The sequence below is a fragment of the Klebsiella sp. 10-1 genome (genome assembly GCF_009758445.1).
GTDB lineage: Bacteria > Pseudomonadota > Gammaproteobacteria > Enterobacterales > Enterobacteriaceae > Klebsiella > Klebsiella scottii.
The window spans coordinates 210,054-225,626 of sequence record NZ_WQRE01000006.1 but is presented as its reverse complement, the minus strand read 5'-3'; the positions used below and the strand labels follow the sequence as shown (position 1 = coordinate 225,626).

Genomic DNA, 15,573 nt, shown 5'->3' with positions numbered 1-15,573 from the left:
AGGAGCAACATTCTCGATGAAAACCTTAATTTCCGTTTTATTTATCTATTTAATTCTGCCATTTTCGGTATTCGCCAAAACGGTAACCGCCACCGGCGATACGCTGGAAAATGCTGAAAACAAAATCCGCCAAATCACGAAACAACAAGGGGCAAAAGAGTATAAAATAATCGAGGCGAGGATGGGCAATAAAGTACATATTACGGCAGAAATAAAACCCTGAAAAAAATCAGAGGGGCAGCGGCCCCTCGGTGTATTTATTTTCTTATACCGCCACGCCAAAGATGGAATCAGGGGCAAGGCAGCTTGCGCTTAGCGCTGTTCACCCTGCCGCCGCCATCTGACGCCCTGCCATGCCCGCTGCGCGCCATAAAAATCGACGCCTTTACAGACATCGTCGCTAAGGCTGCCGTCAGGCATAAAATATTGCATTGCGATACACAATCTCATAGGCAATCCAATACAATTAGAGATAAAATCGACGAAAGCTTATACACCGATGAGTGACCTCATGAAATATACTGAATCTCCCCGGCTAATCATCAGGTCTTTTCAGGATAATGATGCCGCGGGCTTGTTCGAATATTTATCAAACCCACGCGTAGCCTGTTTTATGGATGAAAAACTTCACTCCTGTGATGAAGCTGTTAACGAAATTGCGCGCCGGCAAAAAGAAGAACACTACTATGCGATTAGCCTGAAGGAAACCGGGGCGCTGATAGGCGAGCTCTTTGCGGATAACAGCGGAGAACCTGACCCTGATACATACTGTGTGGGTTGGCTTCTGAATAAAAAATATGAAGGCATGGGGTTCGCCCGCGAAGCGGCACACGCATTTTTCGACTACCTGTTTAATCATAAGAACGCCAGAAGAATATATGCCTATGTCGCTGATTATAATGAACCTTCACAAAACCTTTGCCGCCACCTCGGTATGCGCCTGGAGGGATGTTTTAAGGAACACGTCTCTTTTATCACGGACGATGAAACCGTGATCTACGAAAGCACGCTGGTGTTTGCTGTCCTGGCCAAAGAGTGGCGCGATAAATAGTCTGAGCTGATTCTAAAAACTCTCTGCCCCAGGACCGAAGGAACATATTAACCGTGCAGATTATTGGCGCCCCCCATAGCAGCGTCGTCGCGGGAGCCGTTGTTGAGAAGTGGGGCTATAGCCATACCTTTCTGCTACACGGCCTCATTGCGCCATTGGCAATACTATTTGTTCGCTTGCGCGGGGCAACGCGACGCGGCGGCGAAATAGTGAAACCGCAGAGCGGCGCACTTTGTTAACCAACGCCATCACGCGTTCAACGGACCACGCAAGAACTGATGCAGATCGGCCATATCCGATCCACCTTATGCTATTACATTTCGCAGCTGGCGGAATTATGCATATGCTTTATCCTGCCTGGTTGTGGCTGATTGGGCGCCTGACATCAATATCTTAAATTTTTCCTAATACAAGGACGATTCTAACCATGAATAAGCGGTTGCTCCCCCTGCTGGCCCTCATACTCCCCTTGAGCACACAGGCCAACGTTTATTTTATCAAAGCCGACACAGTCAAGAATACCAACGTTAGCGAAGTCGCCATCTACTTTAATGGCGCGATCAACAACCGGACCGTTACCTGGCTATTATCTTCGCTGGCAGAAATAGAGGGTAACTACCGTAATATCAAAAATGTCGACATATATCTTAACAGCGAGGGCGGAGATATGGATGCGGGGTACGTGGCCTACGAAGCGCTGCGTAAGAGTCCAGTCAAACTGAATATGATCGATGCTTCAGTAATAGCCTCAGCGGCAACTATGGTTTACTGCGGATCGGATGAACGCTACGCCATGCCGCTTGCCAGGTTTATGCTTCATCCTGCCGCAGCGTGGAACGACAAAGCCGAGTATTTGAAACCCGATCAGGCGAGGCGCATTCTGGAAGATGCTGAAAGCTACAACGTTCTGTTCCGCACTATCTATTCGACCTGCACAAAAATCTCCGCCGATGAACTGAACAAAATAACGTCATCGGAAACCGGCCGCGTATTTTATAAAGTCGATGAGGCCGCCAAAGCCGGTCTGATCACCCGTGGCCTCAAAGAGAGCCATAGCTATCCGGTAACCTACTACGTTACCGACGGTGAGGGTTAAGAAAGTCGGCTGGATAATATTCCCCTAAAGTCCGTTTGCCGTCCCAGGCAGTATCCTTGACTGAGGATACTGCCATCAGGCTATTACCGCCTGCTCCTGCGAACCGTTAAACGCCGCTCTCCACACTGACTCCACAACTTGCGCAAAAGCAAGCAATAAAACTCTTTCACAATGTTCAGAGTTCTCAGGAGGAACAATGAACAGACTGAATTATTTTCTACGGTATAGCGAATATCTCGTCAAGATATTAAGAACTCACCTTTTAAATGACAAAGAATTTCACACCAGGAGATTACAAAAAATATCCGGAAGGAAACCAGATTTAGTGCACCCGGTGACGCTGAGTGAGAAAATATGTCACCGCATGATCTATGACCACAATCCGTTTTACACCCTGCTGGCCGATAAGCTTGCGGTCCGCGAGTATATTTATAACAAAACCGACAAATTAAAACTGGCCGCGCTGGTTGGCGTCTATAGCGATATTCAGAATATTGACCTGAACAGTTTGCCGGACAGGTTTGTCCTGAAATGTAATCATGATAGCGGCAGTAGCGTAATATGTACCGACAAGCAGAAATTTAATACGGCCAGAGCCCTGAGCTCGTTGAGTCTGGCGCTCAAGAAAAACATGTATTACAGCACCCGAGAGTGGCAGTACAAAAATATACCGCCGGTAATTCTATGCGAGGAATATATTGATCTATTTACCGGCAGAGACAAGAATACCACGCCGGAAATGTTGCGTATCCACTGTTTTCATGGCATTACTGGGGTGATCGAAGCCGACTTCACCGATGAGCGGGGAAATGATTACATCAATGTTTACGACAGAGCCTGGCGGCTCCAGCCCTTTCTGATGGAATATCCAAATACGCCAGCCAGGATCCCACCGCCCGATTTATTACACCAGGCCATAACCGCAGCCCAGGAGCTATCAAGAGATCTGGACTATTGCCGGGTGGATTTAATGTTGCAGCGCGATGATATCTATTTTAGTGAAATTACGCTTAGTCCCCGACGCGGTAAGCTGCAGATATATCCTGCCGAGTGGGATATCAAACTGGGTCAAATGTGGTAGCCCGCGGCGGAGAAAACAGGCCTCGGCAGGCCTGCTAACCGCCGCGGTTAAATATCGCATGGTAGCGGCCATGACAGCGTAAAAATCGAATGATGACTCGCCGACAGCGTATAGGTGACCTCCCCGTCATGGGCGTCCATAATCGCTTTAACAACGGACAGCCCGAGGCCGCATCCCTTAGGATTGATATTTCTTGCGGCCGATCCGCGCTGGAAAGGCTGGAAGAGAAACTTTTGAAACTCTTGCGCAATGCCGGGGCCATAGTCCTCAACCACAATATAAAAGCGGTTGCCGGCGATGCCATTTTTAACCAGCATCGTTCTGGAGGTCGAGTATTTTATCGCATTATCAAAAAGGACGGTAAGGCACTGAATAATACGTAAAGGATCGCACACCGACTCCAGACGCTGGAGCTCGGTTACAACCTCGAAGCCGCTGCGTCTGAATTCAAGTGAAAAAGCCTCAAGCGCACTCTGAATAGTCTCCTGCAGATTAACCCGGGCCAGGGTTAAGGTAAATTCAGCCGCCGTGGACGAGCTCACCATCCGCAGATCGTCAATCAGGCTGGATAGCCCTTCAGTTTGTTTCAGCAGATTGTTGAATAACGGCGGCGTAGGTTCAAACACCCCGTCAACCAGCCCTTGCAGCCTTCCTCGGATAATGGTTACCGGGGTTCGTAGCTCATGCGCAATAGCGGCATTCCAGGATTTACGCTGTGAATCCAGCGCCTGCAATTTTTCCGCCATCTCGTTGAAGTCATTAACCAGGTTGTTAAGCTCCCCGAGACGCGAGCTGGTGCAAAACGCCCGGGCGCCTAAATCGCCCTGGGCAACCCGGCGCAGGCTGGTGGCCACCGAGCTTAATGGAGTGAGTATTCTCGCGGAAAGCCTGACGGCGAAGAAGAGTGAGATAATTAACCCGGTGGCGGAAATGACCATAATCCACAGCCAGTCGAGATAAGTCACGCTGTCTTCATTCCCGGCGGCCGAGCCTCCGGGAATATAATCAATGATGAACGCATAGAACAGATATGAGCCGATCACTGAAATAGCAATAACAATAAGCGTTAGCGATATCATAAATCGTAGGATCTGCCGGCTTAACGCCTGGTCTCTGTTCATTTGTGTTCTCCGAGCCGGTAACCTATGCCGCGGATACTCTCAGGAACGCCTTTTAATCCACAGTTTTCCAGCTTCTTACGAAGCTTGCTCATGTGGCTGTCAACCGTTCTGTCGAGAGTATCGCCTTCCGGCAGGCAAGAGTTTAACAGTTCGTCGCGGGAGAATACTTTTCGGGGATTTCTGGCCAGACAGGTCAATAGTTTGAATTCCGTCGTAGTCAGTACCGGGGTGACCATGTCATCTCCAACGGTAATCTCCACAAAAAAGTCGTCCGGATAAATCGTTAACTTTGGCGTGCGGATCGGTTTGCGATAGCTTTGCTCGCTACCGGCTTTAGTCCGCCGCAGTACCGCTTCTATGCGTGCCACAACCTCAGACGGATTAAAAGGTTTCACTACATAATCATCGGCACCCAGCCGCAGCCCCATCAATTTATCGACGTCCTGATCGAGCGCGGTCACCATTATCACGGGGACGTTGCTCTCTTTTCTTAAGGTCGAAAGCACATTCCAGCCGTCAATAATGGGAAGCTGTATATCCAGCAGAACCAGATCGGGCTTGCGCAGGCCGAATGTATTAATCGCCTGCTCGCCGTCCGCCGCCCGGACGGTATTCATCCCTGAACGGTGAACGTAACTCATTAGTATGTCGGCTATTTCGTCATCATCTTCGGCCACAAGAATAAGCGGTTTATCATTCATGATGACTCCGTTCCCGGTATGTTCTGACGAAAGTCTCTACGGTGGGTTGGCATGAGAAAAGCACTGATCCTGCCCTCATTAATCTTAAGCGCGCTACACAAAAAAAAATCACTCCAGGAATATAGCCTGGTCATTTGCTACATCGTTGCTTGTTATGCTTACATTTTACTCGGTCCTGCATCTATTGTGGCGGTCTTGTCGCTCGGGATGAAGTTAATCCGCGAGATTAAGACAGGGTGTTCCTGCGGAAGTTGCATCGCTAACAAAATAATACCCTGAGTATTCTCAATGCCCCGTAGAACACTCCACGCTACATACTCTCTCCACATTAGAGTAATCAGCACTCCATAATGATATGCCATATTATCGATAAGCAACTAATCTGCAGTCAATATGGGTAGGCCAGCACTCATGGCCCTTAGCAACAGAAATATTTAGCGTGGGCCGTCAGGATGAATATTATATCAACGAACTTTACCGATTCTTGCGCGTCATACTCCGGGGTTGAATGATTATGGCAAACATCAACAATACGCCGGTATTCAGTACGGCAAAGATAACTTCAGTGGCACTATTTCTTGTTTATACCTGGGTGATGCTCTATGGATGGCTGGCGCTGGTACATGCAATTGCAGAAAAAGTGCGTTTCACCATAGTGGCGTCGCCCTTTACGTATGCCAGCATCGTGCTGACGAGCCTGCTCCTTTTATTTCAAAAGAAGCCGGGGGCATTGCGCGAGTTAAACATCATAACGCTGATGCTGATGCTGACGTTTACCTACCTGGTTATTATTTTTCACGTCCTGCTCTCTTTACCACTGGATATTTTTGATGTGACCTTTTACTACGAATGCTTTTTGATTGTTAATTTAGGGATTTCACCATTATATCTGCTGTTCAGATTACTTTAATGCTGCCAGACAAGATTTAGCCCCCATTTTTCCAATTTCTCTCGTTAAGCTGATTAATACACCGCTCGCATACTGGATATAACTGATGCCCTATTTTTTATTGCCCGCCCCGTGTTTGCCTGGGTAATCGCGCTATTTATCGTATTAGGGGGGCTGCTGGCGATCCCTCAATTGCCGGTGGCGCAATATCCGGCCGTCGCCCCGCCGGGTATCATTATCACCGCCAGCTACCCAGGAGCTACGCCGGAAATAATGAATACATCCGTGATTTCACTGCTCGAGCGTGAAATTTCCGGCGTTGACGATCTGCTCTATTTCGAGTCGTCCAGCGACACTTCCGGAATGGCCTCGATAACGGTGACGTTTAAGCCCGGCACGGATATCAAGCTCGCGCAGATGGATATCCAAAATCACATTAAAATTGTCGAGCCGCGCCTGCCGCAGCCGGTGAGGCAAAATGGCATCAGCGTCGAGGCCGCAAACTCAGGCTTTCTGATGATGGTTGGGCTGAAGTCCAGAACGGACGGCTATCAGGAGGCGGACCTTAGCGATTATTTTGCCCGGAACGTGACCGATGAGCTGCGTCGCGTTCCTGGCGTGGGAAAGGTACAGCTGTTTGGCGCAGAAAAGGCGATGCGCATCTGGCTAAATCCCGCCAGGATGCATGACTATCGGCTCTCCGTGGGAGACGTCATTAGCGCGATCGGTCAGCAGAACGTTCTGGTTTCACCGGGCCGCACCGGGGATGAGCCCGCCATCGTCGGCCAGCAGGTTACCTATCCGTTGATGGTCAAAGGGCAGCTTGCGACGGTGGAAGAGTTTCGCAATATAACCATTAAAGCCAACACCAGCGGAGCCCGTTTAAAGCTGGCGGATATCGCCCGCGTAGAGTCTGGCCTGCAGAGCTATGCATTTGCCATCCGCGAGAATGGCCTGCCGGCCACGGCGGCGGCGATCCAGCTATCTCCCGGCGCTAACGCCATCAGCACAGCGGCCGGTATTCACGCACGTCTTGCTGAGCTTACAACGGTACTTCCTGATGGTATGGCGTTCTCGGTTCCCTTTGATACCGCCCCTTTCGTGAAGCTGTCGATTATGAAAGTTATCCAGACTTTTATAGAGGCAATGGTGCTGGTGTTTCTCGTAATGCTGCTATTTCTGCATAAAATACGCTGCACGCTTATCCCGGCGATCGTGGCGCCCGTCGCCCTGCTCGGCACCTTTACGGTGATGCTGCTTTGCGGTTACTCCGTCAACGTTCTGACCATGTTCGGCATGGTGTTGGCGATCGGTATCATCGTCGATGATGCGATCGTGGTGGTTGAAAACGTTGAGCGTTTGATGGAAGAAAAGGGTCTGCCGCCGCGCGAGGCGACCCATGAGGCAATGCGGGAAATCACGCCGGCGATAATTGGCATTACGCTGGTACTGACCGCGGTATTCATACCGATGGGTTTCGCAAACGGTTCGGTTGGCGTTATTTACCGCCAGTTCAGCCTGTCGATGGCCGTCTCCATACTGTTTTCGGCATTTCTGGCCCTGACGCTGACCCCCGCTCTGTGCGCATCCCTGCTGAAAGCGCACGACAAAAACGGCAAGGCCGCCGGCGGGTTTTCCGCCTGGTTTAACCGTCATTTCCATCGTTTTTCCTGCCGTTATGAGTCAGGTCTGACGTATGTGCTGAAGCGTGGCGCCAGGATGATGTTGCTGTATGTCGCGATTTGCGGGGCGCTGTTCATCGCCCTGACCAAACTGCCGTCATCGTTTCTACCTGAAGAAGACCAGGGATATTTCATGTCTTCGATTCACCTCCCTTCAGATGCAACAATGACGCGAACGCTGCAGGTGGTGAAACAGTTTGAGGAGCAGATCGCCGCTCGCGAAGCCATCAAGAGTAATGTGATGATCCTCGGGTTTAACTTTTCGGGCTCGGGGCCGAATACGGCAATGTCCTTTACCACGTTAAAAGAGTGGCGGCTGCGCAACGGAGCCACTGCGCAGGAGGAGGCCAATATTATACAAGCCGGAATGGAGCCCGTCGCCGATGCCGTGACCATGAGCCTGTTACCTCCGGCGATCTCCGACATGGGGACATCTTCCGGCTTTACCCTCTATCTCGAAGACAGGGCCGGTAAAGGGTATCGCGCCCTGAAGCAGGCTGCCGATAGTCTGGTTTCCCGCGCGAAGCGCAGCCCGCTCCTCTCCGATGTAACGATAGACGGATTGCCTGAAGGGGTAAGCCTCTCGCTGAACGTCGACAGAGAAAAGGCCGAAGCGATGGCCGTCTCGTTCGATGAAATTAACCAGACGCTTTCCGCCTCTTCCGGCTCAAATTACGTCAATGACTACAGTGACGACGGCCGGGTTCAACAGGCGATCGTGCAGGCCGATGCCCCATATCGCATGCAGCCCGATGACCTGATGAACATCTCGGTCAAAAACAGAGTCGGCGAGATGGTGCCGCTCTCCGCTTTTATGACCGCCTCCTGGACTCAGGCTCCGCAGCAGCTGAACCGTTATCAGGGCTATCCGGCCATCCGAATCACCGGGAGCGCGGCGCCAGGATATTCAAGCGGCTCGGCCATGACTGAAATGGAGCAGCTGGCCGGCGGGTTGCCGCACGGTTTCAAAGCCGAGTGGGCCGGTAGCTCGCTGCAGGAAAAGGCGTCCGCTTCCCAGCTTGCCGGGCTCATTGCGCTTTCCGTGCTGGTGGTATTTATGGTGCTGGCGGCGCTTTATGAAAGCTGGTCCATTCCCCTTGCGGTGATGCTGGTGGTGCCGTTGGGTCTGCTGGGGGCCGTCTTAGCGGTCATAGTCGCAGACATGACGAATGATGTCTTTTTCAGAGTAGGCTTAATCACCATCATTGGCCTTTCAGCCAAGAACGCGATCCTGATTATCGAATTTGCTCGCCAGCTGCGCACTCAGGGCATGGAGACGATGGCCGCCACGTTACTGGCGGCAAGGCAGCGGCTTCGCCCTATTCTGATGACCTCGCTGGCCTTTACGTTAGGGGTTGTCCCATTAATGCTGGCCAGCGGAGCCAGTGACAAAACGCAGCATGCCATTGGCACGGGGGTTTTCGGTGGTATGATCGGCGGCACCCTGCTGGCGGTCTTCTTTGTGCCCCTCTTTTTTATTACCGTCACGCGGGTCGTTGCGAAAACAGGCGATAAAAAGACGCGCGCCAAAATGCAGTAAGTTTACGTCTTTTACGGCCGCCAGCCGGCTGCGCATCGCGCCAGACTAAGCTTCAAATAACGGGATCGCTTATCGATTCCGTTAATGACATCTCTTTCTGAACCCGCTATTTAGCTCCTGTCTGAGTGAATCTTCTGTCGAACGCCGCCCGCAGGAACGAACCTGGCGCTCGCCTGAAGCAAAAGGCTAAAGGATGCGGGCAGTACCGTAAGCGTCACCAGCGTGGCCACAACAAGCCCACCGATAATGGCGTACGCCATCGGTCCCCAGAAAACCTGGTGCGCGATGGGAAGCATTCCGAGAATGGCTGCGCAGGCCGTCAGGAATATGGGCCTGGCCCGGTGCTCCGCGGCGGCAATGATAGCGGCCTCCTGCGCCATACCGAGCGCCAGATTACTGTCCACTTCACTAATCAGGATCACGGCATTGCGGATAATCATACCTGCCAGCGCTATCACCCCCAGCAAAGCGACAAATCCCAGCGGAGTCCCCCCGGGAAGCATCGCCATCACCACGCCCGGCAGGCCAAAAGGCGCCATAAGCAGGGCGAGGAACATACGCGAGTAGCGCCGAAGCTGGAGCATCAGCAATAGCAACATGATGACGATCGCGATCGGTAACGTCGCGTAAACGGAGCCGTTCCCCTTGTCGGACTCCTCTACCGCGCCGCCCTCCTCGATGCTGTAGCCGCTGGCTAGCGAGGCGCGCAGTTTTTCAATCGCCGGACTCAGCCCGGAAGATAACTCAGCTGCCCGCAGCCCTGGCGCAAGATCGGTCTGAACGGTGATAAACGGCTGCCGCTGACGACGCCACACCACCGGATCATCGACGCCCCAAACGGGCGTCGCCACGGCGCTGAGGGGGATTTTTCGCCCACTATTTCCGGTCAGCATCAGTGAGGATAAGGTGGCGATATTCAGCCGGTCCTGGTCTTTAGCGCGCAGAACCACATCCACCAGCCGATCGCCGTCCCGTACAGTCGTTATGATGCTGCCGGACCAGATGGTATTAAGCGTCTGCGCCAGGCTCTCGGATGAGATCCCCGCCGCTCGCGCGGCGGTCTGATTGACCTTTAGCGTCATCACCCTCTCAGGCTCCCCCGCCGTCTGATTAACCTCCCGGGACAGCGGCGAGCGCCCTATCACCTCGGCCAGACGGTTCGCATACTCGCGTACGCGCTCATAATCCGGCCCGCTGACCCTGTATTTTACCGGCCAGCCTACCGGTGGCCCCAGCTCCAGCGGCGATACGCGCGAAGTCAGGTCGCTAAATTGAGCCGCCAGCAGCGTATTTAACTGCTGTCGCAGGCGATCTCGCGCCGCAAGATCCTTGGCCACCACAACGATCTGCGCCGTGTTTTCGTTTTCGCGTAGAACGTCCATCGGCAGATAAAATCGTACGGCGCCCGAGCCCACGTAGGCAGAGTAGCGTTCGACGTTTTCATTCCCGGCAAGGACTTTCTCCAGCCGCTGGGTCTGTCTTTCCGTTTCTGGCTGCGCCGCGTTGGCCGGAAGCGTTAAACTTACCAGCAGCTCAGGCCGGTCGGAGGACGGGAAAAATTCGCCCGGCATATATCTTGTGCCAAAAACCGCTAAGCCTAAGGCGGCCACCGCAATACCGAGGGTGAACAGCCGGTGACGAAGCGCCAGATGCAAGAGCCGGCTATAAAGCCGTCCGATTTTTCCTCGGCCCGCAGCGCGTCGGTTCATCGCCTCAGATAACAGCCAGGTTCCGGTCAGAGGTGAAAACAGGATCGCCACAACCCACGAGCAGAGTAGCGCAATAAATACGACGGCAAACAATGAGTAACAGTATTCCCCGGCGCTGGAGGCAGCAAAGCCCACGGGAATAAAACCGGCAATCATCACCAGCGTTCCGGTCAGCATTGGGAATGCCGTGGTTCTGAAAGCGTAGCTGGCCGCCCGGCGGCGGGTTTCACCGGCTTCAAGCCTGGAGACCATCGTTTCAACGGCGATCATGGCGTCATCGACCAACAGGCCCAGCGCAATAATCAGCGCGCCGAGTGAAATGCGCTGCAGACCAATGCCGGCCAGCAGCATTCCGGCGAAGGTCATCGCCAGCACCAGCGGGATTGCCGCCGCCACAACCAGTCCCGCCCGTAGCCCTAGCGATACAAAAGAGACCGCGAGGACAATAAGTATCGCCTCAATCAGCACCCGGACAAATCCGCTGACCGCCTCCCTGACTACCGCGGGCTGATCTGCAACCTTCACCACCTCAATACCTTGCGGCAGCTCGGTTTTCAGGACGTCGATTTTGCCATTCAGCGCGGCGCCAAACCGCGCCATATTTCCCGTCGACGCCATTGATATCGCCAGTCCGATAGCCGGCCGGCCGTTGACGCGAAACGTCGGTGCCGGTGGCTCTGAGACCTTGCGCTCAACCGTTGCGATATCCGTTAGCGGAACGTATCGGTCATTAATGTGTAAGGTGGTTGCGCGTAAGCTCTCCAGCGACGATAGCGCCCCGCTTACCCTTATCGCCATATTTTCCTGCCGGGTGCGCATGATCCCCGCGGGCACAACCGCGTTCTGCGCTTTGAGGGCATCCGCGACCTGCTGAATATCGAGCCCCATGCCTGCCAGCTGCGGTGGTGAAAAGGCGATAACGATCTGCTCCTGCGGCTCGCCAAGCAGCGTAATTTTGCCGACATCAGGTAGTGACATCAGATTGAGACGTATCTTCTCCACGCGGTCGCGAACCTCGCGAAGCGTATATCCCTCAGGAATAAATCCGTAAATCGTCCCAAAAGTGTCATCAAACTCGTCATTCACGACCGGTCCCCGCGCACCTTCAGGTAGCGATGGCGCAATATCCTGCATTTTCTTGCGAATTTGATACCAGATATCCGCCACCTTATGCGGCGGAGTGTCGTCACGTAAATTCACATAGATAACCGACCGGCCAGCCTGCGTTTCGCTTTCGATATAATCCAGCCAGGGCGTTTCCTGCAGCTTTTTCTCCAGCACATCGGTCACCAGATTCGTCGTGTCTTTCACCGATGCGCCGGGCCATTGTGCGGAGACGACGGCCGTTTTAATGGTGAAATCAGGATCTTCATTTTGCGGCAACCGCTCATAACAAAACGCGCCGGCGGCGATAATCAGCAGCATAAAAAAACTCACCATCTGCTGATGTTCGAGGGCCCACGCTGAAAGGTTGAATTTATCTCCCGGCATCCTCTCGTTCACGGCTGTCTCTCCCCGGCGATCACGTTTTCTCCGCTGCGGAGCTTGCTCACGCCGGCGGTGATGACCCTGTCGCCAGGGTGCAGGCCGGAGGAGATAATAATTGATGACGCGGTGTAGCCCGCCGGCACGACTTGCCGCAGCTGCGCCTGCATCCGCGAGTCAATAACAAATACCGCCGGACGGTCTCCCGAGCGGCTCAAGGCTGAAGCCGGTATGACGTAACCCGATGCACGTGGAACCGGCAGCGCGACCGTAACGCTCGCGCCCAGCGCCATCGCGGCTGGCGGCTGCGGAAGAGACACCCTGACACGCCAGGTCCGCGTCAGGGGATCGGCCTGAGGGCTGATATCGCGCAATATTCCCGTAGTGCTGACTGCGGGATCATCGAGTAAATAGACCCTGAAGGCCGCACCTTTTTGCGCCAGAAGCTGCGCCGGTTCGGTCGTAGCAAACACCGCGTCGCGGGCGTCACCGGCCGCTAGCGTAAGGACCGTCTGCCCCGCGTTGACCACCTCTCCCGCCGATGCGCTTACGCCGGTGATGACGCCATCGGCGGGTGCGACCAGCCGGGCCCAGCTAAGATTTTCCTCGGCGTCACGCCGTGCCGCGACGCTGCTTTTCAGCCTGGCGTTTGCCACCAGCCAGTCTGCACGGACGCTGTCTAACTGAGCCCGCGCGATGGCGCCGGTTGGCATCAGCTTCTGCATCCGGCTCAGGTTCAGCCCCGCCGCCTGCGCAGATGCTTTTGCGCTCTCAACATCAGCCTGCGCGGCTGCCAGCCGGTTCTTTACGCTGACATCATCAAGGGTGGCCAGCCGCTGCCCCGCTTTAACCCGATCGCCTATATCAACCCTGCGGCTCAGTATCCGGCCGTCCAGGCGGAAGCTCAGGGCGGTCTCATCATGGGCATGGATTTCGCCGGTTCGCTGCAGATCGGCAAACGACGTCGGGGAGGCGATGACAAGGTAGCGAACCGGGCGCGCCGGCTTCGGCGTATTGACGGTTTTTTCACCGCAGCCGGTAAGCAGGCTAATGGCGAATACCATTATGACCAGCGGGATGAAGGACAATAAGGGGATATTGCGCGCTGCGCCGGACAGATGGTGCAGGCACTGACGGAGGGATAAAATAAACTCGTTTGACATGACGCCACTCCAGATAGGGAATGGCGTCATTAAATAGTGCATTAATCGAGATTCACTCGACGTTGTGTCAAGAGTTTATCAAGACGTTTTAATTTTGCGCAGCGCAGGGCTGGTACGGCAGGAGGATCTGAATCAGCAGGCCGCCGCCAGGCGGAAGCGCGGCGCTGATGCCGCCACCGTGCGCGACGCATATCGCGCGGGCGATCGATAATCCCAGACCGCTTCCTCCGGAATGCCTTGCTCGCGACGCCTCCTCGCGAGTAAAACGCTCAAACATCTCCGGTAAAAACTGAACCGCCACGCCGGGCCCATCATCAAGAAACTCCAGCACATAATTTCCGTCACGGTTTTGCAGGGTGATATCAAGATGTCCGCCCTCTCGTCCGTATCGCAGCGCGTTTTCCATCAACACGGTGAAAACCTGCCCCAGCCGAAAGGCATCCCCGCGAAACGGGCACGGCTGATGGCCGTGAACGCGTACCGTCATACCGTGCACGTCTGACTGCGGTATCATCCATGCAGCCCTTTCCTGCAGCAGCTCAAGCAGACAAAACTGCTGGTCATCCAGGACCAGATTTCCGGCATCGGCGAGGGATAGAAGATGGAGTTCGTCCGTCAGGCGGTTCAGATGCTGAAGCTGTTTCATCACCATCGTCAGCTGCTGCGGGCTGGCCTCGAAAACGCCATCCAGCATCCCCTGTAAGCGGCCGATAGCGGCGGTTAACGGAGAGCGTAGCTCATGCGCCATCGCCACATGGGATGCGCGGATCTCCTTATCATATCGAGCCAGCTGGCGGGTCATGGTGTTGAAGTCAGCGGCGAAACGGATCATTTCGGCGGGAGCGTCCTTGATCAGTTCCGCCTGACGCCCGAACTGCCCCTGGGTCACGTCCTGCGCCGCATCGCGCAGATGGCCGAACTGCATGGATAAAGGCCGGGCGTATTTGAGTCCCATCAGAACAATAAAAGGGATCATCACCAGCACCAGAAGCGCGACGGTGGCCCAGTCGGCCGAAGCGATGGAGGGCGTTGAATAGCTCAGCCCCCACCAGGTATCCACAATGTCATGAAAGCGCCCCGGATTGATCTGCGGAGCCTGGCTGAGCGTAACAAACTCCTGGCGCACGGCGGAGGGCATCTTATGGAGTATCCAGTAGTTTTGCACCGCATAACGCAGCCACATACATGCCGCAATGACCACGACACTACCGATGGCCAGCGCGAGGATACGTCCGCAAATCCAGCGCCAGAGAGATGAGTATCGCTTATTTATCATGGCTGTCTGAACCTGTAACCAATGCCGCGCACGTTGACCAGCACTCCGGATACCCCGGCCACCTCCAGCTTCCGGCGCAGATTATAAACGTGCGTATCAACGACTCTCTCAAGCGCTTCGCTCTCCGGCAGGCAATTCTCCAGCAGATGTTGTCGGGAAAAAGGCCGCGTGGGATGCCGCATCAGAGTCGTCAGCAGCGAAAATTCCGTCGGGGTAAAATCGAGATATCGGGGCGACGCGCCCTGCCCGGTGATGGTCGCCGTGATGGCGGTGACGTCGACCTCGAGCGCCTGCCAGCGCAATACTTCCTCACGCATTTCCGTTTTATTGCTACGCCGCAGTACCGCCTGCACGCGAGCCACCACTTCGCCCGGATGATACGGCTTCACCACGTAATCATCAGCGCCGTAGCGCAGCGCGCCGATGCGATCTGGCGTATCGCCCATAGCAGTCACCATGATCACCGGAACATCGCTCAGGCGGCGCAGTCTTGCCAAAACCTCGGTACCGTTGAGTCCCGGCAGCATCACATCAAGCAGGATCAGATCCGGTTTCCAGCGCTGCGCGATTTCCAGCCCCGCCAGACCGTCCCCGGCAACGATAACTTCGTAATTTTCGCGGCGCAAATAGGCCTCAAGCACGCCCGCTGCATCGGCATCATCTTCAACCACCAGCACTCTTCTGGATAACATCAGCTCACCTTGACCGTTTCTTAACAATATCCCGACCGTTCATTGATACGACCGAATCATACTCCGGGCGCAAATCACGGCACAACG

12 protein-coding genes are annotated in these 15,573 nt (G+C 54.4%); 6 read left to right on the top strand and 6 right to left on the bottom strand.

The window, feature by feature from the left end; genetic code table 11:
• Positions 1-16: 16 nt before the first annotated feature.
• The 4 genes from GO007_RS20985 (at position 17) to GO007_RS20970 (ending at position 3,228) form a co-directional block, all read left to right on the top strand.
• Positions 17-223 (top strand): YdgH/BhsA/McbA family protein, encoded by a 207-nt coding sequence (locus tag GO007_RS20985; protein ID WP_095103345.1) that lies wholly within the window; start codon positions 17-19, stop codon positions 221-223.
• A 288-nt stretch (positions 224-511) separates the two neighbouring features.
• A complete protein-coding gene (locus GO007_RS20980) occupies positions 512-1,051 on the top strand; it encodes a GNAT family N-acetyltransferase (RefSeq protein ID WP_095103343.1) in 540 nt (179 codons plus the stop codon).
• A 427-nt stretch (positions 1,052-1,478) separates the two neighbouring features.
• Positions 1,479-2,147 (top strand): ATP-dependent Clp protease proteolytic subunit, encoded by a 669-nt coding sequence (locus GO007_RS20975; RefSeq protein WP_095103341.1) that lies wholly within the window; start codon positions 1,479-1,481, stop codon positions 2,145-2,147.
• A gap of 196 nt (positions 2,148-2,343) precedes the next feature.
• Positions 2,344-3,228, top strand: a complete 885-nt coding sequence (locus tag GO007_RS20970; protein ID WP_095103339.1) for an ATP-grasp fold amidoligase family protein — start codon at positions 2,344-2,346, stop codon at positions 3,226-3,228.
• A gap of 47 nt (positions 3,229-3,275) precedes the next feature.
• Here the strand turns inward: GO007_RS20970 and GO007_RS20965 are convergent, their stop codons facing one another.
• Entirely contained in the window at positions 3,276-4,349 is a 1,074-nt protein-coding gene (locus GO007_RS20965; RefSeq protein ID WP_095103337.1) for an ATP-binding protein, read from the bottom strand.
• Positions 4,346-5,050: a response regulator gene (locus GO007_RS20960; protein WP_095103335.1), complete on the bottom strand. Its 705-nt coding sequence runs from the start codon at positions 5,048-5,050 to the stop codon at positions 4,346-4,348. Before GO007_RS20960 ends, GO007_RS20965 begins: the two co-directional genes overlap by 4 nt.
• Positions 5,051-5,564: 514 nt before the next feature.
• Here GO007_RS20960 and GO007_RS20955 point away from each other — a divergent pair.
• Both GO007_RS20955 and GO007_RS20950 read left to right on the top strand, forming a co-directional pair.
• A complete protein-coding gene (locus GO007_RS20955) occupies positions 5,565-5,960 on the top strand; it encodes a transporter (protein ID WP_143350192.1) in 396 nt (131 codons plus the stop codon).
• Between the two features lie 78 nt (positions 5,961-6,038).
• Positions 6,039-9,161 carry a multidrug efflux RND transporter permease subunit gene (locus tag GO007_RS20950; protein ID WP_095103331.1) on the top strand — a complete coding sequence of 1,041 codons (3,123 nt, stop codon included), beginning with the start codon at positions 6,039-6,041 and terminating at the stop codon, positions 9,159-9,161.
• A gap of 110 nt (positions 9,162-9,271) precedes the next feature.
• Here the strand turns inward: GO007_RS20950 and GO007_RS20945 are convergent, their stop codons facing one another.
• The 4 genes from GO007_RS20945 to GO007_RS20930 all read right to left on the bottom strand — a co-directional run bounded on the left by GO007_RS20945 (position 9,272) and on the right by GO007_RS20930 (position 15,486).
• The gene (locus tag GO007_RS20945; RefSeq protein ID WP_095103329.1) at positions 9,272-12,361 is read right to left on the bottom strand and encodes an efflux RND transporter permease subunit; all 3,090 of its coding nucleotides are present in this window, start codon (positions 12,359-12,361) and stop codon (positions 9,272-9,274) included.
• A gap of 8 nt (positions 12,362-12,369) precedes the next feature.
• Entirely contained in the window at positions 12,370-13,518 is a 1,149-nt protein-coding gene (locus tag GO007_RS20940; protein WP_095103327.1) for an efflux RND transporter periplasmic adaptor subunit, read from the bottom strand.
• 88 nt (positions 13,519-13,606) lie between these two features.
• A complete protein-coding gene (locus tag GO007_RS20935) occupies positions 13,607-14,794 on the bottom strand; it encodes a sensor histidine kinase (protein WP_095103325.1) in 1,188 nt (395 codons plus the stop codon).
• Positions 14,791-15,486, bottom strand: coding sequence for a response regulator (locus tag GO007_RS20930; RefSeq protein WP_095103324.1), 696 nt, complete (start codon positions 15,484-15,486; stop codon positions 14,791-14,793). The genes GO007_RS20935 and GO007_RS20930 overlap by 4 nt, the downstream gene beginning before the upstream one ends.
• Positions 15,487-15,573: the final 87 nt, after the last annotated feature.

Bases quoted from the DNA above. Each gene is read 5' to 3' on its own strand.
- GO007_RS20980 (WP_095103343.1), top strand. From the start codon at position 512: ATGAAATATACTGAATCTCCCCGGCTAATCATCAGGTCTTTTCAGGAT.
- GO007_RS20955 (WP_143350192.1), top strand. From the start codon at position 5,565: ATGGCAAACATCAACAATACGCCGGTATTCAGTACGGCAAAGATAACT.
- GO007_RS20985 (WP_095103345.1), top strand. From the start codon at position 17: ATGAAAACCTTAATTTCCGTTTTATTTATCTATTTAATTCTGCCATTT.
- GO007_RS20970 (WP_095103339.1), top strand. From the start codon at position 2,344: ATGAACAGACTGAATTATTTTCTACGGTATAGCGAATATCTCGTCAAG.
- GO007_RS20930 (WP_095103324.1), bottom strand. From the start codon at position 15,486: ATGTTATCCAGAAGAGTGCTGGTGGTTGAAGATGATGCCGATGCAGCG.
- GO007_RS20965 (WP_095103337.1), bottom strand. From the start codon at position 4,349: ATGAACAGAGACCAGGCGTTAAGCCGGCAGATCCTACGATTTATGATA.
- GO007_RS20960 (WP_095103335.1), bottom strand. From the start codon at position 5,050: ATGAATGATAAACCGCTTATTCTTGTGGCCGAAGATGATGACGAAATA.
- GO007_RS20935 (WP_095103325.1), bottom strand. From the start codon at position 14,794: ATGATAAATAAGCGATACTCATCTCTCTGGCGCTGGATTTGCGGACGT.
- GO007_RS20945 (WP_095103329.1), bottom strand. From the start codon at position 12,361: ATGCCGGGAGATAAATTCAACCTTTCAGCGTGGGCCCTCGAACATCAG.
- GO007_RS20940 (WP_095103327.1), bottom strand. From the start codon at position 13,518: ATGTCAAACGAGTTTATTTTATCCCTCCGTCAGTGCCTGCACCATCTG.
- GO007_RS20975 (WP_095103341.1), top strand. From the start codon at position 1,479: ATGAATAAGCGGTTGCTCCCCCTGCTGGCCCTCATACTCCCCTTGAGC.